The sequence below is a fragment of the Paenibacillus endoradicis genome (assembly GCF_024721975.1).
Genome location: NZ_JANQBB010000007.1, coordinates 145982 through 168872, shown reverse-complemented (window position 1 = coordinate 168872; position 22891 = coordinate 145982). Strand labels below are relative to the sequence as shown.

Here is a 22891-nt window from a genome sequence, read left to right as displayed (position 1 = left end):
CTGCTACTGGTGATAATACAAACGCCATAGAACCGTTTGATTCATCTAATACTACTGCAATTAACATTCATATTTTTTTCCCTTCAAGTCATACACCTTACTATACATTGGTTTTCATAGACTATTAATTGAAATTATCTCAAACTCTTCTAGTTGTTACATTTAACATATCAGAGACATCTCTCAAAAATCTCTCAAATTGTCTCTTCTATAATTTTGATAGTTTTTTGAGAGATCTTTGACGTATGATAGAAATTAAAGGGATGTGATTATATTTTGAAGAAATTAATCGGTTATTTGGCTATTGTATGTGCCTTAATCGCTATTATTTATATGATTTTTAGTGATACGAAAAATGGTTCATTAAAAACAGGGTCCATTGAAGGTGAACTTGATCTACGAGAAATGACTGATTCAGCATTTGTATCGTTAGCTGGTGACTGGAAGTTCACTGCGAATTCTTTTATCTCTCCCTCAGAATTTTTGAGTGAAGCTAATAATCAACATGTTCCCGGTCCTTTGTTATCGAATGCGCAATGGGGAACGTATCAATTAGTCGTTCTTTTACCTGATCAATGGAACGAAATAGGTCTGCGTGTACGAAATATTTGGTCTGCCCATACGATTTATGTCAATGGCTCTACGATTTCGCTAAGTGGTACTGTAGCTGATTCTAAAGAAAAAATGGTCCCTGACAATCGTTCATACGAAGTATATTTCACACCAGAAAGTCGTCAACTATTAATCACCATTCATATATCAGACTTCTATAACGCGAGAAGTGGTATTGTTTTCCCCATTGATATCGGGGATGCCCAGCAAATGAAAGAAGATGTTCAACGTGATCTTTCACTAGAATGGATGGCTGCCTTCTGTTTGTTATTGTTCTGTATTTTTCATATAACGATCTATATACTACGAACTAAAGATGAAGCATTCCTTTTTAGTGGTCTGTACTTTCTAATATTAACTGTCATTGTTATCACACGTGGGGAACGGTTGCTTATTCGTGAATTTCCATCGATACCTTTTGAAGTCTACTTTCGAATTCAAGACGCCGTTACTTTTTTGAGTTCTTTCATACTAATTTGTTTTGTTATTAGAATGATTCCTTCTATTATGAAACAGCGAACGCTAGTCTTACTTTTTCTACCTATACTTATCTATTCACTATTAATCATCGTTCTTCCAGCAAGAACGTTATCAGCCGCACAATATTTCTTCTTTTTTTATAGCGAAGCAATATTTTCAGCTATTGTCATCTACATATTTTATTTAACGATAAAAAATCGCATTTCTATCAGGAAGAATGAAGCAATTATTCTAGCTACAATGCTACTATTTCTAGTGTTATTTGCACTTAGTGGTTCATTGGATGTTCTGTTCTTCTCCGGACGCAATATCCTTAACAGAGTCGGATTTATTGGATTTTCTTTGGCGATGAATGTATTCCTCGGTATGCGTCTAATGAATCGTGCTGAGGAATCTGAACTTCTGACAGCTCGATTACAGAAGGCTAGTGATGCCAAAGATGATTTTCTTAAAGTCACTACGCAAGACATGCAACAACCTTTGCATGATGCTGTTCATTTAATTAAATCAATTACGCGAGAGCACGATCATACGAAGCAAGGTGAGCAATTATATTTAGCTGAACAGTTAATGGAGAACATGGTTTATTTACTACGAGATCTTCATGATTATACTCGTATACGATTTGATGATTACGCAATCCAGCTTAATTCAACCAATCTTCGTATGGTCATGTTCCATGTCATCCAATTAATGCAGCTTACTTTGGCAAAGAAAAAGATTCTCATAAATGAACATATTTCGGATCAACTATATGTATGGGCTGATGAACAAAGATTGACTCAGGTACTTATTCGCATTATGGCGGAAATATCTCACGATGCTTCAGGAGATAGTATAACGATAGAATCTCAACAAGTTGAAAGCATTGTCGTACTGCAATTGACTACGAATCGTACGTCAATGACAGCAAGTACAGAGCGACAACACTCTCATGGGCTAATCATGACGGAAGAGCTCATTCAGCAGATGAATGGAAGTATAACGATTGAACATCTGGATGATGGTATTCGCTTTACGCTTACACTCGCCTTGAGTGAAGTCAAACAAGTAGCTGCAACTATTGAACAATCACATACCATTCAATCTGAAACAGTTATAGAGGATAGAGAACTACAAACAATTCTTATTGTTGAAGACGATGTTATGCATGCTGAAATTATTAAAGGAATGTTAAGCGATAGCTATAAAATACGAATTGCTTATACAGCTCAAGAAGCACTTAACTACTATAATAATCATCCCGACATAACGATGGTTATTATTGATGACGTTATCCCTGGTAGAATGAATAGTTTACAATTGCTTCAACATTTCCGTAAGCAAGCTTCTTTAATGGAACTACCTATCTTAATAATGAGTTCTACCGAATATCCAAATCATATTGAGATGATTTTTACTAGCGGTGCTAATGATTATTTAATTAAGCCTTTCTCAAAAGAAACATTGATGGCTCGTCTTAATGCCGTTGAGCAAACAAAGCAATCTATGTTAAAAGCTATTGAATATGAAATGGCTTTTCTGCAAACTCAAATAAAACCGCACTTTCTATATAACGCTCTTAGCAGTATTATTTCCTTCTGTTATACCGATGGTGAACGTGCTGCTCATCTATTGTCTATGCTTAGTTCGTTTTTACGTTACATCTTTGAGACTAGTCGTGATGGCCAATTCTCCACTCTCCAGAAGGAACTGGAAATTATTGAAGCATACGTAGAAGTAGAGAAAGCAAGATTTGGTGATCGACTAACTTACTGTTACGAAGTAGATCCTTTAATTGCTACTGAGAACATACTTATTCCAAATCTGCTATTACAGCCATTAGTTGAAAATTCAATCCGACATGGCCTCTTTGAGAAAGAAGGTCCAGGACATGTACAGGTAATGATAGCTATTCACGAAACTAACCTAAGTATTCAAGTTACAGATAATGGCATAGGAATGTCTGCGATGCAATGTGCCCAGTTAATGGGGGAAGGAAACACTAATATAGGTATAGGATTTACAAATGTACGCCGACGCGTACATGATCTAACACAAGGACAACTAGAGATTAGCTCTTTACTTGGCGAAGGAACAACTATTCATATAACGATTCCTATTAAGGAGGGAAGAAAAGATGTGGAGAGTAATTATAGTTGAGGATGAGCGACCAATTTTGGATTTACATACAAGATTACTAGAGACTTACGGTCCCTTTCAAATCATGGGTCGCTTTGAATCACCATTTGAAGCATTACAGGAAATTCCTAAACTGAAACTAGATGCACTCCTGCTCGATATCGAAATGCCGAGGATGACAGGACTTCAACTCGCACAGCAATTAGTAGAGAGTGGGATAGACTTGCCCGTAATCTTCTCAACTGCTCATCAACAATATGCTATTGAAGCTTTTCGAGTGCAGGCACTGGATTATATATTAAAACCTATGACCCCAAATACGGTCAGACAATTAGATAGTCGTTTACAAAAGTATTATGGTCTAAAACCACAGATTACCAATAATAATCAACTTCATGTTCAGCTGTATGGTCAAGCATATGTTAGGAAAGGAGAACATCTTGTTAAATGGCCTACACGAATTACTGAGGAGTTATTTTACTATTTCCTTCTTCATGAAGGAAAGCTGTGCCAAAAGTGGAGAATAATCGATGATCTCTGGACGAATGCAGAAGACAAGCGAGCGCTGTCCAATTTGTACAATACGATTTACCGTATGCGACAGCTGTTTATGGAACTTGATATTCCAATCGTTTTCGAACGAATGAATGATGGTTATATTATGAATACTAACAACAGTATCCTACAAGCACCCAAAGATAATCCAAACGCAATGTTACTGGAGTCGAAGGGGTACTTATGGTCTCATAGTTGGAATTCCAATTTGTGAGTTACGCCAAGCGGGAGCTATTTCATTGATATTCTAATAAAATAGCTCCCTTAAATAAGTATATCTATTAGCAGTAATAATGTATGTTTCATAGAACTCTACCCTTCTATTCTAATTCATTACATAATTCGATGAGCTTATTAATTGTCTTCCAATTTCGGGTTGTAATTGGCTCACCCAATTTCTCTACTTGAACGGCTAACTTAGAATTACGAATACTTTGATCAAAAAGCAGATATACATCTCTTCCTACAATACCGTACTGATCATTACCAAAATGGAGACCGTTTAGTTTTTCAATTCGTTCAAAATGAGGCTCATCAAGTAACATTGCAACGTAGAGAGTCTCCGTCTCCGAATTAGCCGCCACTTCCGCTATTTGCTCCTCTGAAAAAGGACAGTTTTTAACAATCTGCTTTAATTGTTCTGATGTTCTGATTACAGTTTTAATTGATAGTTTAAATTCCTTTTCAATCGTATGTTCAATCATCGAGCACAGTGTTGCCTCATCTTCATTAGACTCCAATACTATATTGCCACTTTGAATATAAGTTTGTACTTTTACTAAACCTATATTACTTAGAGCCACTCTTAAATCCGCCATTTTAAGCTTATTTTTCCCACCTACATTAATCCCTCTAAGTAAAACTATATATTGAGTCATCTAACCACCGCTTCCTACATCCGATTTGTTCCTCTTACCACTATTACATTATCGTCTACTTATAGCTTGCTTATATCATCATAATTAACATAATCAGTATATTCAAGTTACTATAATCTTTAATTCTAGTTAACTAATATTTTTCACTTTATAAAGCAAAAAAAAGCGGTCGTCATTACGACGTGCCGCTTTCTTACATTGATCCAAGTTTATCTTGAATCATGATCTATAGTTTTATCAGATGTTGATGGATCAACTGGAGACTCCCCAATTGATGGATCCGTATCTTCTTTTTTACGTCGTCTCAACCAATTCCAAATAGCTATAGGTATTGCGAATAAAATAAACCAGAACTTTTTAAGCAGTAATCCAGCTGCAATAAGTAACCCTGCCTTCTTCGCAGCTACCAGACCAGCACCACCAAGAATAAGACCAGTTAAACCTAACTCTGAAATTTTATCTGTGGAAGGATCATGATCCTCATAACGATAACCATCATTGATTGAATATTGGGATAAGATCAGTGTATCAAGAGTTGTAATGTCATGCTCCAGTGTAGTTGGGTCTGTAACTAGTAGTACTGAGACATAACCCTCTCTAGTCAAAATTCTTATATTGTAGTTAATAACGGAATTACCGTAAAAGTCTTCAGCAAGCAATGCCCATTTCAGCGTACGATCAGTTTCATCATAATACGGTTCCGTATACCAACCTTTTACGAATAGATGATCTTCTTCTGGAAGATTCTTATTGCTTTCTTCCGTACCTTGCTGATAGCTCTTTAATAGTTCTTTCGCTTTAATTTTACTTTTATCCTTATCTGAGATATAGCCTACATCTTCATAATCAAATACTACATACCAGTTTTCCTCTTCGCTAGCAGGAAACACGCTTCCTAGTTCCGTACCATATACCATATTACCAATGTATTGTTGGATAATAGGTGTATTGACTTCATCAAGGTATAACAGTGATTCGTCGAGATTAAGAGAAGAAATATCTCCTACTGGCACAGTTATGCCACCTTCTATCCAATTGACAGTCGGTGCTACCTCTTCTTCCATTGCAAAGACTGGGCTTGCAAATAATGTAATGCATATTAACAAGCTAAAACTAAATTTAATAAACTTCATAACATCCTCCAAAATTTTATATTTATACATAAATGTGTATATTAAACAAAAAGCACATTCGTTTATATTATATTTTTTTCCATTTATATAACAGGGCATTTAGTACTAATTTAATAATAAATTACATATTTGGATATTAAATTTTAGTTCTTTGTGATCAGATAGACAAAAAAATAGACCGAATTCTGTTTAAACTTGAACAGAATTCGGTCTATAAAAACTAATTATGAACCTCATATTCAGAAGTCATTACCTTGATTTCGACTGTACATTCTCATTTACATGTACGGGAGTTTTCACAAGCAAGTCTCCTCGATCAATTTGATCCCAAATTAAGCGATGCATGCTCATTCGTCGACATAATTTGCTAGGTAATCGATCGTAATTCATACCTAACTTATAACCGATCAACTTGGCAGCAGATTCCGCCACAAGCTTCGGAATAAGATACAATTTTCTAGCATCTCGCAGCCCGATGATTTGTTTCTTAACCAGCTTAGAGCCAGCCTTAGTTGCCGATGCATAAGGATGGATCCAAGCATTACAACGCATGGACACACCATTATCAAAGAAACGCTTAAATTGCTGTTTAATTGTATAATTATGAGTATGATTCACCTGCGCCTCAGCGCAATAGCCAATCTTCATGCCACTTAAAATACATCGTGCAGCCATAAACATATCTTCGTTAAATATTACTGGAGATTGAAAACCACCCATCTGTTCAAACACATCTCGCCGGATTGCTGAGCATGCATTGGAGCAGAAAAATGTCTTAATCCCTAGTCGTTCAATATCTTCATAACTTTGAACAGAAGATTCCTGCGGATAATTATTCGCTCTAGCCAGTTTTTCTAATAGATTTCCATCTGCTCCTGCAATCTGTCTAGCATATGTGTACACTACTTCATCATGAGTACTATCGCCAACTAATGGCTTAACAAGATTCTCAATCAATCGCCCATTCACAGGAATAACATCCTGAGTCATAAACATTAATATATCACCAGATGCATAATCCGCAGCGAGATTACGAGTACCACCATGATCAAAGTCTGTACGCTGCACCGTTAATATTTTCGCACCCGCAGCTTGAGCAAGCTGAACTGTAGCATCATCAGAACATGAATCAATAATGATCAGCTCATGTGGCTGAATCGTTTGTTCCTTAAGTAACTTTAACAACATGCCAAATGAATCACCAGCATTCAAAGTCGGTATAATTACAGATACATTCGCTTCTTGTTTTTCATTATTAGTATGCATTGCGATTAACCTTTCCTCGAAATGCTGTCATGGCAATAATTTTCACATCAAAGAAGAACGACCAATTTTCTATGTAGAAAATATCATGTGTAATCCGATCTTCAATCGAAGTATCACCACGTAGTCCATTCGTTTGAGCCCAACCTGTAATACCAGGACGGACCTGATGCTTAATCATATATTTAGGGATATCTTCACGAAATTGATTTACGAAGTAAGGTCGTTCCGGACGGGGACCAACAACGCTCATATGTCCTAATAGTACATTAAAGAACTGTGGAAACTCATCAATACTAGTTCTACGCAAGAAGCTTCCGAACTTCGTTCGTCGTGGATCATTCGCAACTGTCCACTGCGTATCCGCCACTTTCTCTGTAGATACACGCATAGAGCGGAATTTGTACATTTGAAAAGATTTTCGATCAAGTCCCATACGCTCTTGCTTGAAAATAATCGGACCTGGTGCAGTTAGCTTAATTCCTATAATAGCGAACAACATAATCGGCGATGTTAATATAATAGCTAATATGGAAAAAATAATATCGAAAGCTCGCTTCAGCACACGATTACTTAGCTCATCTAGTGGAACATCACGTACATTAATTAAGGGGATACCCGCAAAATTATCAAAGAACGGACGCGCTGGAAGTAAATCGAAGTAATCAGGAATAATAAGCGTCTTTACTCCTGCCTGTTCACACACTTCAATAACTTTTGGTAACTTAAGATGTGCATCTAGTGGAAGAGCAATAATAACTTCATCTATCGGATGCTTTTTAAGCAAACTCTCCAAGTCATCGATCTTACCAAGTATAGGCTTTATATTACGAGAGTCGTCCTCATGTTTGCTATGAAAATCATCTAAAAAACCGACCGCCTCATATCCTATTTCAGGATAATTTTGCAAGTTTCTATAGAAACGTCGACCAACTTTACCAGCACCTAGAATAAGGACGAAACGCTTATTAAATCCTTTACGACGAAGCGAGAATAGAACTTTCTTAACGATATAACGATAAACGACCGAACAGATTACATTTAGAAAGTAAAATATAACCAAAAATTCTCGTGAAATATTAGGCTCATTAACAAAGTAAAGTAAAGCAAGTAATCCGAGTAAACTCATCGTCTGAATTTGTAGTATTTTCAGCAGGTCATAAGAATAATTTTTACGCCGCTTCGGTGAATAGAATTGTAGATAGAAACCAATGACCACAACCGCAAAGGAATAAACGGTTCCCCAGATCAAATAAGTTGAAAAAGGTAATGCATGGTTGTAATCAGTCCAGCCCGATTTGAACCTAACCCAATATGCTAGCAAAAAAACGACTAGCGCACATAACAAATCAGCTAAAATATATAGTTGTGTGAGAAACCGTTGATTCTGTCGTAACATATCAAAAAACCACCTGTAATATACTATTTTCGCTTATTATCTACATTCTAGCATATGTCACAATCGCGTTGATACCATATGTTTACAATTTAGTTTTCTTTTTTGTTATCTTGTCCAATAGCAACTTACGTTTTCTAATCATACTTGGTAATGCTTTAAAGACTAGTTTCCAACTACTTAATAATTCCCTCTCTCGAATTAGAATATAAAGTAGCTTAGTAACCTCTCGTAAAAACACAATTGGCAACACTTTGACCCAATGCCAACCACACTGTTCATTTTTGACAATCATAAAAAGCTGATTAATGTAAGAATGCTGTCTCACAAATAGAGAAATAGAACGACGCCCACCTGTTTGCCAACCACGAGCATGGATGCCTTGAGATGTTGGATCATAATAGGATGACCAGCCTAGCAATCTAGCTCGCCATGCTACGTCAACGTCCTCCTTATAAGCGAAAAAGTGTTCGTCAAAAAATTCGCCTTCCAAACTTATATCGTTAATCATTCGTCTAGCATATAATGCAGCTGCCCCCGAAACTCCGAATACCTCTCCAGGCTCAAGCCACATGTCTATTGGTTGCCCGGCTCCACGGTCAAGAGCATGACGGTTTAATCCCATCTGCAGACCAGTACTATCTACAATAGAAGGATTTGACTTAAGCTTTAATAATCCCGTTGCACTACCAGCATGAGAATCACGCTCTAATCTATCGACTAAGATCTTAATATAATCTGGATATAGTTCAACATCAGGATTTAATACGAGCACATAATCAGAATCAGTTGCTGCTATCGCCTGATTCTGTCCACCTGCGAAGCCATTATTAATCTTATTCTCTATTAATACAATCGGAGTGGCTTCGTTCATACGTTCTTTAACTAGCTCAACGGAGCGATCAGCAGAAGCATTATCCACGATGATGATAGATTGTACTGGCTGTGACTGCAGCATAACAGCATCTAAACACGAAGAAATATCCTCAGCGCTGTTATAAGTAACAATGCAGACGCTAACTGTAACCATCACTATCATCCTTTCACTACAATTTATTTATATAATCATGTAAAGCCTCTCGCCAATCTCTTAGCGGTTGGAAACCGTTCAACTCCATCTGGCGATGTGCCATAACAGAATACGCTGGTCTTGCTGCTGGTCTTGGAAACTGCTCCGTTGTGCAAGCTTCAACATCAACGCTAACTCCACTTTCTGCAAATATTGCTATCGCAAAATCATACCATGAGCATGAGCCAGAGTTGGATACATGATAAATACCATAATGCTCTGTCTCAACAAGCTGCAATAAAAATTGAGCAAGATCATATGTAGAGGTTGGTGATCCGATCTGATCGGAAACTACCTTCAGTGACTTGTGCTGTTCGGCTAGAGATAACATCGTATTGACGAAATTATTGCCATATTGACCAAACACCCACGATGTTCGAACAATAAAATAATTAGGATGGATAGTTTGAACAGCCTCTTCTCCTGCGAGTTTTGAGCTACCATATACTGTAACCGGATCTACAGCATCCGTCTCCACATATGGAATAGTACTTTTACCATCAAAAACATAATCCGTGCTTATATAAATGAGCTTTGCCCCTATTTCATGAGAAGAAATCGCTATATTATTTGTACCATCTCTATTTATACGAAAAGCCTCATCCGGTTCGGACTCGGCTTTATCTACAGCAGTATAAGCCCCGCAATGAATAACCGCGTAAGGATAATATTCGTTCATTATTTGGCGACAAGCAGATAGATCGGTAATATCAAGCTCATTTCGACTCAAACCAACAACCGTAAATCCAGTTTGTTCAAGCAAAACTAACTCACGACCTAGTTGTCCATTCGCTCCTGTCACAACAATCGTTGGCTTTTCTCTCAAAACGAATTTCCTCCAACTTTTCATCATAATCTCAATATACTTCTCAGTTGATGAAAAGTACATCGGAAGCATTATCTAAAACTTTTCATAACTCCTTGAAATACTACTTTGTAAATGAAAAGTAGCTGCGGAAGCACAAACTAACGATCCTTGTACTGCAGATCATAATAGTCTTGATAAGCACCGCTTACCACTTGCTGGGTCCACTCCTGGTGGGCTAAGTACCAGCGAATGGTTTCACGAATACCATCTTCGTAATTGAATTTAGGCTGCCAGCCTAGCTCATTACGTATTTTATCCGCGTCAATTGCATAACGGCGATCGTGTCCAAGACGATCTTGTACATAAGCAATAAGTGTTTCAGGCTTATCTAATTCTTCTAGAATGGTACGAACGACTTGTAAATTATTACGCTCATTACGTCCGCCTACATTGTATACCTCGCCGCTAACGCCTTTATGAAGAACTAGATCAATCGCACTGCAATGATCCTCGACGTATAACCAATCACGTACATTAAGCCCATCCCCGTATACAGGTAGAGATTTATCATGTAATGCATTGTGAATCATTAACGGGATTAACTTCTCAGGAAACTGATAAGGACCATAATTATTGGAACAACGCGTAATATTCACATTTAGACCGAACGTTTCATGATACGCTCGAACTAGTAAATCAGCTCCTGCTTTACTTGCGGAATATGGACTATTTGGTGCTATTGGTGTTTCTTCTGTAAATAAACCAGTTTTACCTAAAGTTCCATATACTTCATCAGTGGACACTTGAACAAATTTACCAATCTCATATTGCTTAGTTAGATCAAGTAACGTCTGAGTACCAACAACATTCGTGCGTACAAATATACCTGGATCCAAAATACTGCGATCTACATGAGATTCAGCTGCAAAGTTAATGACAGCATCAATGCCTTTCGCAAACAAAGGCTCTAGCTCTGAACGCTCAGCGATATCAGCCTTTACAAATGTATGATTAGCGTTGCCTTCGATAGATCTTAGATTCTCCAAATTGCCAGCGTAAGTGAGTGCATCCACATTAATAATTTCGTATTGTGGATATTTCTCAAGCATGTAGAGAACAAAATTGCTTCCTATAAAGCCAGCACCGCCAGTAACAAGTAATTTCATATCTGTTCCCTTACCCTTCATATTCAAAGTTAAGATCTGCTTCTGCCAGTAGAGGATGCTTAACATCCTTATCCGATAATATTGGAGTCAATGTTGGCCAATCGATAGCAAGTGCAGGATCATTCCATGCTATGCCTCTATCGTGCTCTGGCGAATAGTAGTTATCAACTTTATATTGAACCTCAGTGTTTGCTACTTGCGTACAGAAGCCATGTGCAAATCCTTGAGGTACTAGCAGCTGACGTTTGTTTACAGCTGACAACACAAAACTCTCCCACTGACCAAAAGTAGGAGAGTTTCTACGAATATCGACAACAACATCAATAATTTCCCCGGAAATGACACGTACCAACTTAGTCTGCGCAGCTGGATTGAGTTGGTAATGTAGTCCCCGTAATATACCTACTTCAGCTGATAGAGAATGATTATCCTGTACGAAAATCGTATTAATCCCGCACTTGTTGAACGTTTCCTGATTGTAGTTTTCCATGAAAAAACCGCGATTATCACCATGTACAACTGGTTCAATAATTTTAATTCCAGGTAGTTTTGTTGTTAAAACCTTCATTCTTCTATCCCACTCCCTATAGCTTCAACTTGCCGAATTGCTCGCCATATTGAATTTCTTGTGCTAGCTCATTCGCTTTGCTATACGAGGCATGAGTACCTGCATCCGTCCACCAACCGTTTAGCACATTATAACTCAGCTCATTGGTAGCAATATACGCATTATTCACATCTGTAATTTCCAGTTCGCCACGCTCTGATGGTTTCAATGTACGAATAATATCGAAGACGCGGCTATCGAACATATAGATACCTGTAACAGCATAGCTCGATTGAGGTAACTCGGGCTTTTCCTCGATTGAAATAATGCGATTTTCGTTTAGCTCAGCCACCCCATAGCGTTCGGGGTCATTAACCTCCTGAATAAGTAGCTTAGCTCCATTTGCTTGATTCACGAATTCGTTAACATAATCGGCTATACTATCTTCAAAAACATTGTCTCCTAATAAAACAACCATCCGATCATCACCTACAAAATGTTCCGCCATCCCAAGTGCCTGCGCAATCCCGCCTGCCTCGTCTTGGACTTTGTAGGTGAAAGACATCCCAAAATCCCGACCACTGCCAAGCAGACTAACGACATCGCCCATATGTTCCTTACCTGTAACGATAAGAACATCATCGAGCCCAGCTTCTTGAAGCTTAGCAATCGAATGAAAGATCATCGGATACTTGCCTACAGGTAGAAGATGCTTATTGGTTACTTTCGTTAATGGGAACAAGCGCGAGCCTGTTCCTCCGGCTAGGATAATACCTTTCATTTGTAAATCACCTTCACTTCTATGAATTGATTGGTTCTAAAGATATTTTAATAGAAATAAAGAAACAAGAGATATATTAGTATTAACCCTTATAATCGGTAATCCTAAATCTCGATTACATCGCTATTAAAACTATTAAATTTGAAACTATACCGAACATTAAAACTTAAACCAGATTAAAAATCTTGTGTATATAGATTTTATTCTATTGTTTAAATATTTAAAATCTCGAGATAACAATTACCTTTATAATCATAATTTGAAGTGTTTTACTATTTCTTTAATAAAGGTACTCTCAATATTCTCTTAAATAAATCTCTCACCCTAGGTTCAATGTACCTTACTACAACTGCTGATATTGCTAGAGATAGAACTATAGCAGTAATAACAACAACTATATTAGTCAAAAAAGTGGAAGCTGAAGGGTACTTAATAAGTATCCAACGATCTGTCATCGCTCTCAAAAAGAAACCAAAATCTCCATGTAATAGGTATAATGGATAACTCATTCCACCAAGCAATTTTAATAGACTTGATGGAAGTGGTACACTTGTAATCCCTGATACATAATAAACTATCGTGATACAGACTGGAGCAATTAAGAAAGTCCCAATCATCGAATAAGATTGGTTAAATGTACCACCTATCCAACTCTCAAAACCTACACAATGATTCCAAATTAAAATCCCTGATAATAAAAAACCAAGCGGCATAAATGAGGTCTTTTCCTTTTTATATATTTGATAAAGTAATATCCCAGCTATGAAGTGTCCCGCATATTCAGTTATTAAGATTTTTTCTAAATAACCATTATGTAAATAAAAAGAGTTAACTAAAGAAACAATCAACCAAATCGGCATAATGTATCTTAAATAATTGTTTCTCCATAATCTCAATGCTATAAGTATGGCTACTATAATATAAAATTTAATTTCTGTTTGGAGTGTCCAATAGACACCAGATAGAAGTTCACTTCCAAATAACTGAGGAAACAATGTTAGACTAGCTAACCATCTAACAAAAATTTCTTTAGGTGATACTCCTGGTAGCATCGAAGATGAAAGTGCAGTAATTAAGGAGCAGACAAACAATGCTGGCATTATTCTAAGAAATCTTGCTTTTATAAATTGTCTTGCGCTTCTACCCTCGGATGATATACAAATAACTAAACCACTTATTATAAAAAATATATCTACCCCAAAGTCTCCAAAATGAAAAAATTCAATAAATTGAGTATTAGGCCAAAAACCTTCCAGTGGACCTATGAAAAAATAATGATAAAAAAGAACAGAAAACGCCGCTGCAAATCGTAAAAGATCTAGTCCTTCTATTCGATTTTTATTAATACTCAAGTCTATTCCCCCGTATTTGAAAAAAAACATAAAATTAGCAGTTAGAATTATTATTCAAAAGAGTCATCTGAAAAATTACTTCCTTGAAATAAGCTTACGATATAAATAATCCCAATTCCCTTTTAATCCATAATGTTTCATTTTCACAAAATAATAATTTATCCTGTTGAATTTCCGATTTCTAATAACATGCTTCTTTCCGCTCGACAGATATGGTTTTTCACAAAATACAACAAGTGGTTTTACGCAATGATCCCATGTAAAATCACTATGTAATTCTTCGTAATTTTTTATGTCCTTATTTAGTTTCAAAGTCTCTTCTATTTTTAATGCCAATATTTTAGCATCTTCCGACGGAATTACTGCACCTATTTCATATTTCTGAACAGTTTCTGAGAACACGTCTCCACTTGTACAAATAATAGGTAATTCGCAACGTATGTAGTCAAGCATTCTTGTTCTGAATGAAAATCTAGTCTCTACATGATTAAAATGTAGGCTCAGTCCAATATCTGCTTCTAAGTAATAATTATATCGCTCGTCATAATTAACCCAATCGTTAAAAAACACATATTTGTTTGTTAACTTCAATCTGTCACTCATCTCAATTACTTCATCAACAATATTCATTGAAGTAACACTAGGGTTTGGATGTTTTATCCCCATGAAATACAGTTTAATATTCTCATGTTTTTCAGATAATATTTTCATAGATTCTACAGCTGTTAATGGGTCAAGCCACGGCCATATCCCTCCACCCCATAGTACTACGTGATCATCCTTTGTAATTCCAGGAACTACTCCTTTCATAACTCTATTAGATGCCACAGGAACGCCTGGCTCTAAACCGAAAGGAACAACTCCTATCAAAGATGATAAGGTTTTATTACTTTTGTATTCTATAGGATTAACACGATTAATTGCTGTTAACATTCCTAACCAGAAATCTTTTTGTTTCTCAGAAGCACAAATAAAATAATCACCATACTGTAATTGATCCGTCAGTACTGATAATCCTGCTACGTGCATTTGATTATCATCTTTATTACCATTAAATGTCTCTAAATTTTCAAATACAAACGGATCATACAAATCAACAACTATAGGTACTTTATATTTCTTAATAATCGGATATTGCCAAAGTGTCATGCCTTGAATCACTATAGAATCCGCAGATTTCAGTTCATTAATTAAAGTCTCTTTATTCAATTGTAGTATTCGAAAATTAGAAGTAAGCTCACAATGATTCGGAGTTAATAGTGTAACATTAAATGTTTTGGACAATGTAGTAGCAAAATTCCAATAACGAATACCCGGACCAGCCATTTGTACACTAATATAATCTGGCGAAACAATTAATATATTCTTCAAACCTACTCACAACCTAATTAAACATATTGGTCACTAGTTTCCTTTTAAACCCGCTATTATGTTATCTCGTTCTTGAATCATTTGTTCCATTTCCTCCATAGCATGAAGTCTTTCTTCAAGCAATTTTCCTTGCTGAGCAATTGTATTATCTCTTTCAATAATCATCTGCTCCATATTCATAATTGCAGAATATCTTTCTTCTAGAAGGAGTTGTTGTTCGTCTATCTGTTTTTGAATTGAATCATTATTTAATTTATTAGCATCAGAAGAAGGGCTACCTTCGATCCGAGTAAAAACTTTATTCATATGCTTATTATAAGCATCGTTCAATATATCCAACTTCTTATTGATCATTAATCCTTGTGGCCATGAAGAATTTTCAAGATAATGCTTGAACTCTCTTCTTTTAGATTTAGAAAGTATAGCTTTTAAAATTAGTAAGTATGGAATATTATACTTTTTATCTACATATTTCCCTAAACCAAATTGCTCATTGTGAGCCAGTTTAAAGAATGCTTTGGTCAATATATATGGAGGCTCCTCCATTAATTCCTTTAACAATTTTAAAGTATCGGTCTTCATATCATCAGAAGTTATAGCATGTTTGTTAATTACTTGAGAAATTTCAAAACCTGCACTTAAAACCCCTTCTTGAAAATACCTAATGAACTCATTATGGATATTATCTTCCGCATCATCATTTTTCTTAATAACCGCTACTTTATTTTCGTTACCTTTATAGCCAACTACGCTGCCGCTAGCAGAGTTACACAGCATTTCTATAGGTGATACGAAACGTAGTAACCGATTCATCTCATCAGACTTCAGAAAACTTCCTTTAGCTGTATTCGTCCTTTGAGGGTTAATAAAATTAAACAAACCAAAATAATATCCGTCAATATGAGTATTACTAAATATTGTTGCAATATTATCTTGTATTGTTCCTCTCCAACCAATATCTACAATATATACTTTTTCAGATTCCTTCTTAATTCCTTTGTTTGCAAAGTAGTTTAATAACTGTTTTTGTTTTTCCTTAATGTCACTACCTAACTGTTCACAAAATAATGTATCGTTAAATAGCTCTTGAATCTGTTTATTAAGCCACGGATACTGTATATCTATAGTTTCATCAATATTGTATATATTAAGATACTTTTTATACTCTTCGATCTCCAGATTTAATGTAAGGAAGAAAGCTGACATAGATTGTGTCGAGTATTGATTCCATAAACGCATGAAACCATCTAATGATATCTCTTCTATCGAAGCAGCAAATGTAGCTACACGACTAACTTCTAACAATTTTGATTTTGGAATATTAAAACCATAAGGATTATTAGTTACAATATCATCGTGTATCTCTTTGAAAAACTCTCCCTCTCTTGTAAAATAATAAATTTCATCGTATCCTTTTTTCACTGCATCTTCAATTAACGCCATTACAAATGTATAAAATATACTGCTAAATTTATGGCCTATATTGAACAACTGCTCTTTTTCGGTACCAGTCTTAGCATTTATACTAAGCGAATTTTTTATTTCAAAAACTCTATTTGACATTCTATTCTCAAAACTTCTTTTATTTAGCTCACGTTTCTTTTCTTCAGCGTCAATGTAGTAATGATGTGTAGTGATACCTAATCTACTAGGAGACTCTACATCTGCTATTAAGCTATCACCTATATGAGTATGATTACTAGGAAGAATAGAATGATTATTATGAAAATGTGTAAACAATTTTCCTGATCTCTTATTTAACTTGATATCACTAGATACATAACCATCAATATATTGATGCTTAAATCCAACATGTTTTAATAATTCTTCAACAAATAATTTATCTGTATAAAAGTCAGATATAAAATAACTTTTAGTAGAACCTAATGAGGAAATAAATTTTTCAATATTAGAATCTAAATAAGACATTTTTTTTTCTTGGCTCAACTCAACTTCAACAAGTTGTTGAATCAATATATCATCCGTTACAATGTATCCTTCAGAAATATTATGTAATAGAACCTTTAATACTTCACCTAAGCTATACTCATCATCATGACCATTTAGCTTATTCTCGTTACCAAGCTGTCCTTCTATTTTGCATCTTTCAAAATAAATATCATAATAGGACAAATAGCTAGCGGTAAGGTATTTGTTATATACTAAAAATATATATCTAGATACATGAAGCTTAATTTCATCTGGATGACAATGACGCCTAAGTACAGTATCCCAAATATCAAAACTAACTATTTTATAATCTGACAATTAAATCAGCCTCAATTCTTTATTAATCGAACAACGGTTCGTTTAACCTTTCGCAACGCACGATAAGCCAAACTTCTTTTAATTTCGGATGCCGATTGATATGAAGGCATCACTACATTTTTCGTTTGATTTTCCAGAAAAACATCTGCTATTACAGGTTGTTGATTATACATCTGAGGTATACTTACCGAATCTGCATAATTATCTTCAAACATACTATCAACTGCATTTACAAATTGTTTATATCCTGCTTCAAGTGGCTTATCCTTCATGAAGTTAATTCCCATTTCGGACATTTCTAATCTCTTATTTTCATCATTTAATAATTCTATTATTGCAGTTGCTATAGATTCTGGTGTAGGGTCAGCTAACAATACACCTTTTTCAGGCATATCATATAAATTATTTTCTTTATAAATATCCACTACTGGTAGTCCAGCAGACATCATTTCGTATGGGATTCTTGAAGGATTCGATGCACTTATACACAAACCAACCTGACATTTATTGTAAAGTTCATTACACTTATCTATGTTTATTAATTCTAAGTTAGTATGCTCGTACCATACATTTGTCTTCTGCTTTGAACCATATAAATATATCTTCACATCTGGCATAAGATGCTTTACAATTCCTAATGCTTCGACCCCGATAACACTGCATCTTCTAGGCTTTTCTGGTTGGTATATAAAGCAAACTGCTTTTTCTTTTTTATGATTAAGTTTCTTATATACATTCTGATCTGCACAAAAATCAAAGTACTTAGACGGGGAGTTGAACTCCTCAATCATTTTATTGGAAAGCCATTTCCCTATAGTTACTGGCATTAGACCATACCGATATGAATTCTCTGCTAATAAGTAACCATCACCCATTGCGTTAAAGTAGGCCTCAAAATCTTGAACAAAATAAGCTTTTTTACAATCCTGATTAACATCTCGAACAAACTTTGCAGTGTACCAAGCTGTTGCAAATATTAAATCATATTGTTCCTCAGGCTGAAATCCTATAAAAAATTTCGCATCAATTTTCCCGAAATATTTTTCAAACATATCCTTTAATTGCTCAACTGTCTGACCTGAGCCAATATCTTCAATATAAGCATGGCATACGTATCCCTCATCAACTAATGCAACTAAATTTTGGATAATAGTTCTATGTCCGCCCGACCCTTCCATTGGGTAAGGAATAAACCATGCTACTTTTCTCAAAGTTTTATCTCCAATCTATTCCTTAATGTTTTTATCTAATTCTGTAATCGTCTGATCTCGTTCTCTTATCATTTGTTCCATTTCATTCATAGATAGTAATCGTTCTTCTACTAAATTTACTTGTGATTTAATAATCTCGTCACGTTCCTTGATCATTTCTTCCATTTCATTCATAGCATTCAAACGGTCTTCTACCAACTTAGACTGTGACTCGATAATTTCATCACGTTCCTTGATCATTTCTTCCATTTCATTCATTGCATTTAAACGGTCTTCTACCAACTTAGACTGTGACTCGATAATTTTATCACGTTCTCTTATCATTTCTTCCATATCATTCATTGATTTTAAACGGTCTTCCACTAACTTAGATTGTGATTCGATAATCTCGTCACGTTCCCTTACCATTGCTTCCATTTCATTCATAGATATCAAACGTTCTTCTACTAGCTTTGACTGTGATTCAATAACCTCATCACGTTCCCTTACCATTGCTTCCATTTCATTCATGGATATCAAACGTTCTTCTAGCAACTTAGATTGTGATTCGATAATTTCATCACGTTTCTGGATTAGTATTTCCATTTCCTTCATAGCTTGGTAGCGTTCATTAGACATTTTTTCTAAATCGTGCACTTGTATTTGTGCCAACTCAAATTTCGCTTTGTAACTATAGAGTAGAATCTTATCTAGAAAATTACTCTTAAGCATCAAATCATACCATTTGTCACCTTTAGGAAATAAAATACCTAACCCCCAACTATGATTAAACTCAAAACTAGGATAGAATTGCTTTATTTCCTCCCAAAAAACATGTGAGCCATAGCCTGTATAAGCTGCAGTATCATGAAATAATATAATCCCGTTTTCCTTTAATTTAGGTAACCATGTTTTAAAATCATCTGACACAGCTTCATAAGTATGCAATCCGTCAATATGCAAAAGATCTATCGACATATCTCCCATACTCTCAACGGCTGCTTGAAACGTTCGTTTATCTAGTTTCAAATCAACACTTTTGAAACATTCATTAGCAGTCGTTTTTACCATAGTAAACACTTCATCGCCATAGAAACCAGCTTGAGGGTCACCTTCCCAAGTGTCAATTGCAATTATTTTAGAATTGAGTTTGTTATCTTTAACAGATTGACAGAAAGAAAACAATGAACCTCCAAAATGTGAACCAAGTTCAACGATTACATCAGGTTGCATAAAATTAATTAAGTCATAAGCAAAATTTCTATGCCCTGCCCATGGAGATACCGCTAACATAGAATTTAAATTATCAGACTCATATTTAGGGGAGGTAATAATCCAGTTTTTCATTTATTCACTTCCATTCCAAAGCTTCGCACTTACTTACTTATTGTTAAATTCAATATTTTATTATTAAACAAACAGTGAATAGTTTTCTTAGGAGTAATACAATCAAATTTAAAAATATTATGCGCCCAGCACTGTATGATATGTTGTAGTTCGTGTTCTCCTTCACCAATACCTAGAGTAAGAAAGTACTCACCTTCCTTAATCTCAGGCCACATAAATTGCATAGTAACGACATGTTCATTACGCAAGTATTGATTGCTAAAGCCGGATGTAACGCTATTTTCTCCAAATATGTTATTTCCAAACTTATCACTAATAATATATCCAAATATTCCGTCACTAATATCCCTATCTGTTTCTAATAAAAACTGTACTCTTACTTCATCATTTTCTTGAATAAATCCTTTATAACTTTCACCGTTAACGTCAATTAAAAATCGCTTTATTCTTGCTTCTAAAGCGCCTCCTAATTTATCCACATCAACGCTATTCCAATTTTCAAGGTTTCGTTTATCTTCTTTGTTTATTAAGTTCGATATTTTATCATTATCAGCTGTAGGCTGCCCGAAACTCTCAGAATGAAGACTTTTCACATAATATTCAATCGATTCGAGTGGAGGTCCTTCGAACACCACTCTACCTTTATCCAATACAATGCAGCGATCAGCCAGATTAGCTATACTGTTCATATCGTGTGTAACCAATAGTTTCGTAGTATTCTTCATCTCATTTTTCATATACATATTGCACTTCTGTTGAAAAAATATATCCCCTACTGATAGCGCTTCATCTACGATGAGAATGTCTGGATCAAGATTTACCATTACTGAAAATGCAAGTCGTGCAAACATTCCACTTGAATATGTTTTCACAGCTTGATGAACATAATCTCCTATATCAGCAAAATTCAATATTGTATCCAATTTATCTTGCATCTGTTCTTTAGAGTATCCCATGATCGTACCATTAAGATAAATATTTTCAATCCCTGTATATTCAGGATTAAATCCTGCACCAAGCTCTAAAAGAGAAGTTACACGTCCATTTATCTCTACTGTTCCATTTGTTGGCACTAGAACATTTGCTAGCATCTTTAAAAATGTAGATTTTCCAGAACCATTCTTACCTATAATACCTATCGTTTCTCCTCGAAGAACTTCCAGACTGACATTCTTCAATGCGTGATGTGGCTTATAATATTCTTTTGTACCAAAAACCGAAAATGCTTCTTTAATTCTATCTTCGGGTTTCTTATACAACTTGTATATTTTCCCTAAATTATTCGCGCGTATTACCACTTCTCGCTCCATACAAATACCTCCCATACTTAAATTACATCAGAGAATTGAGGACGTAATTTACGGAACACAAATATTCCAATAACAAGAATAAACAAAGTTTCAATCCAAAAAATAACTGATGATATTGGATTTTCCCAGAACCATGTTTGATAAATGAAAGCACTTCTATATCCTTCTACAATGTAGACCATCGGATTTAACATAAAATAGATTTTATATTGCTCTGGTACAATACTAAAACTCCAAAAAATTGGAGTCAACCAAAATCCTAATGATACAACGGTAGTCACAATTTGCATCGTATCTCTAAAAAAGACATATAATGCAGATGTAAGCCATGTAAGCCCCATAAGTAGCAGTATCATCGCAGGTAAGTAATAAAATATTTGCAATGTGTAAATAGATGGTGCATATCCATAACTCCAGTTAATAATTACTACTACACCAATAAAAAACAGATGAATAATTAAAGCTGAAAGAAGTTTTATACCTGGTAATAGACTGACTCTAAAGGAAACCTTTTTCACCAGATAACTATTATCAACAATCGAGCCAGTTCCACTTCCAAGGCTCTCTGTGAAGAAAAACCATGAGATTATTCCGGATATAAGCCAATTAGTAAAAGGATAATCTCCCACTGGCATTGATTTAAATCCGAACTGAAAAACTATTAAAAAAACAACTATAGTGAGTATAGGATTAAAGAATGCCCAAAAAATACCTAGGAGTGTCCCTAAGTATTTAGATTTGAAGTCATTTTTAGTTAATTCTATAATCATCTTTCTGTTATTTAGAATATGTGAAAGAAACGACATATTTTTCTCCTCTTCGATATCTAGACAATCCGCTTAATATGGTTTTCTAGTATTCCTATTTTTCTCTTTAGCTTTAAGAAAACAAATACAGTAACAAGTAAAAAGACAATAAAAAAGACTAATATAATAACAAACCCAATTTGAAATGCATCTGAACTTATTGTATTAGATAACGTTTCGTTTACTTTCTCGTTATTCAAATATAGATCTCCGTTTAAGTATATGCCTCCAAAGTTGTCAATCAACATAACTTCTTTTTGTCCATCAGCTGTTACAAATCTTGTACCGCCCTCACTAGATTGTATAGTAAGCCAATTAGTATCATCTTTAAACATTTCATCACGTTTACCTTCATACAACTGATCATTATCAGTAGCATAAGTATCTGTAGGTAACGACAATAAACTAAATACAAAAATAGAAACGAGAACTAACACT

18 protein-coding genes and 1 pseudogene are annotated in these 22891 nt (G+C 35.2%); 2 read left to right on the top strand and 17 right to left on the bottom strand.

Annotated elements, in window-relative coordinates; genetic code table 11:
* The first annotated feature begins 276 nt into the window (after positions 1 to 276).
* Together NV377_RS21120 and NV377_RS21115 are read left to right on the top strand one after the other, a co-directional pair.
* Entirely contained in the window at positions 277 to 3234 is a 2958-nt protein-coding gene (locus NV377_RS21120; protein WP_258202783.1) for a histidine kinase, read from the top strand.
* Positions 3212 to 3982 (top strand): response regulator, encoded by a 771-nt coding sequence (locus NV377_RS21115; protein WP_258202782.1) that lies wholly within the window; start codon positions 3212 to 3214, stop codon positions 3980 to 3982. Before NV377_RS21120 ends, NV377_RS21115 begins: the two co-directional genes overlap by 23 nt.
* 106 nt (positions 3983 to 4088) lie before the next feature.
* On the opposite strand, the gene NV377_RS21110 is transcribed toward NV377_RS21115, so the two are convergent.
* From NV377_RS21110 to NV377_RS21030, 17 genes and pseudogenes are all read right to left on the bottom strand, one after another.
* On the bottom strand, positions 4089 to 4646 hold the full coding sequence (locus tag NV377_RS21110) for a DUF1697 domain-containing protein (protein ID WP_258202781.1): 558 nt from the start codon (positions 4644 to 4646) through the stop codon (positions 4089 to 4091).
* A 209-nt stretch (positions 4647 to 4855) separates the two neighbouring features.
* Entirely contained in the window at positions 4856 to 5779 is a 924-nt protein-coding gene (locus tag NV377_RS21105) for a DUF2167 domain-containing protein (RefSeq protein ID WP_258202780.1), read from the bottom strand.
* A gap of 249 nt (positions 5780 to 6028) precedes the next feature.
* Positions 6029 to 7045 carry a glycosyltransferase family 2 protein gene (locus NV377_RS21100; RefSeq protein ID WP_258202779.1) on the bottom strand — a complete coding sequence of 339 codons (1017 nt, stop codon included), beginning with the start codon at positions 7043 to 7045 and terminating at the stop codon, positions 6029 to 6031.
* Positions 7035 to 8441, bottom strand: coding sequence for an undecaprenyl-phosphate glucose phosphotransferase (locus NV377_RS21095; RefSeq protein ID WP_258202778.1), 1407 nt, complete (start codon positions 8439 to 8441; stop codon positions 7035 to 7037). Before NV377_RS21095 ends, NV377_RS21100 begins: the two co-directional genes overlap by 11 nt.
* A gap of 82 nt (positions 8442 to 8523) precedes the next feature.
* A complete protein-coding gene (locus tag NV377_RS21090; protein WP_258202777.1) occupies positions 8524 to 9468 on the bottom strand; it encodes a glycosyltransferase family 2 protein in 945 nt (314 codons plus the stop codon).
* A gap of 16 nt (positions 9469 to 9484) precedes the next feature.
* Complete coding sequence (gene rfbD / locus NV377_RS21085; protein WP_258202776.1) at positions 9485 to 10333, bottom strand: dTDP-4-dehydrorhamnose reductase; 849 nt, start codon at positions 10331 to 10333, stop codon at positions 9485 to 9487.
* Between the two features lie 140 nt (positions 10334 to 10473).
* Positions 10474 to 11481, bottom strand: a complete 1008-nt coding sequence (rfbB, locus tag NV377_RS21080; RefSeq protein WP_258202960.1) for a dTDP-glucose 4,6-dehydratase — start codon at positions 11479 to 11481, stop codon at positions 10474 to 10476.
* A gap of 10 nt (positions 11482 to 11491) precedes the next feature.
* Complete coding sequence (gene rfbC, locus NV377_RS21075; RefSeq protein WP_258202775.1) at positions 11492 to 12049, bottom strand: dTDP-4-dehydrorhamnose 3,5-epimerase; 558 nt, start codon at positions 12047 to 12049, stop codon at positions 11492 to 11494.
* Between the two features lie 16 nt (positions 12050 to 12065).
* Positions 12066 to 12809 carry a sugar phosphate nucleotidyltransferase gene (locus NV377_RS21070; protein ID WP_258202774.1) on the bottom strand — a complete coding sequence of 248 codons (744 nt, stop codon included), beginning with the start codon at positions 12807 to 12809 and terminating at the stop codon, positions 12066 to 12068.
* A gap of 272 nt (positions 12810 to 13081) precedes the next feature.
* Positions 13082 to 14161 (bottom strand): acyltransferase family protein, encoded by a 1080-nt coding sequence (locus NV377_RS21065; RefSeq protein WP_258202773.1) that lies wholly within the window; start codon positions 14159 to 14161, stop codon positions 13082 to 13084.
* A 75-nt stretch (positions 14162 to 14236) separates the two neighbouring features.
* Positions 14237 to 15532: a glycosyltransferase gene (locus NV377_RS21060; protein ID WP_258202772.1), complete on the bottom strand. Its 1296-nt coding sequence runs from the start codon at positions 15530 to 15532 to the stop codon at positions 14237 to 14239.
* A 33-nt stretch (positions 15533 to 15565) separates the two neighbouring features.
* Positions 15566 to 17800, bottom strand: a complete 2235-nt coding sequence (locus tag NV377_RS21055; protein WP_258202771.1) for a hypothetical protein — start codon at positions 17798 to 17800, stop codon at positions 15566 to 15568.
* 11 nt (positions 17801 to 17811) lie between these two features.
* Positions 17812 to 19011, bottom strand: a complete 1200-nt coding sequence (locus NV377_RS21050; protein ID WP_258202770.1) for a rhamnosyltransferase WsaF family glycosyltransferase — start codon at positions 19009 to 19011, stop codon at positions 17812 to 17814.
* Positions 19012 to 19719: 708 nt separating this feature from the next.
* Positions 19720 to 20337 (bottom strand): annotated as a pseudogene (locus NV377_RS25995) (class I SAM-dependent methyltransferase); the annotation flags it as partial.
* A 29-nt stretch (positions 20338 to 20366) separates the two neighbouring features.
* A complete protein-coding gene (locus NV377_RS21040; protein ID WP_258202768.1) occupies positions 20367 to 21647 on the bottom strand; it encodes an ABC transporter ATP-binding protein in 1281 nt (426 codons plus the stop codon).
* Positions 21648 to 21664: 17 nt separating this feature from the next.
* Positions 21665 to 22417: an ABC transporter permease gene (locus tag NV377_RS21035; protein WP_258202959.1), complete on the bottom strand. Its 753-nt coding sequence runs from the start codon at positions 22415 to 22417 to the stop codon at positions 21665 to 21667.
* 56 nt (positions 22418 to 22473) lie between these two features.
* Positions 22474 to 22890 carry a hypothetical protein gene (locus NV377_RS21030; RefSeq protein ID WP_258202767.1) on the bottom strand — a complete coding sequence of 139 codons (417 nt, stop codon included), beginning with the start codon at positions 22888 to 22890 and terminating at the stop codon, positions 22474 to 22476.
* Position 22891: the final 1 nt, after the last annotated feature.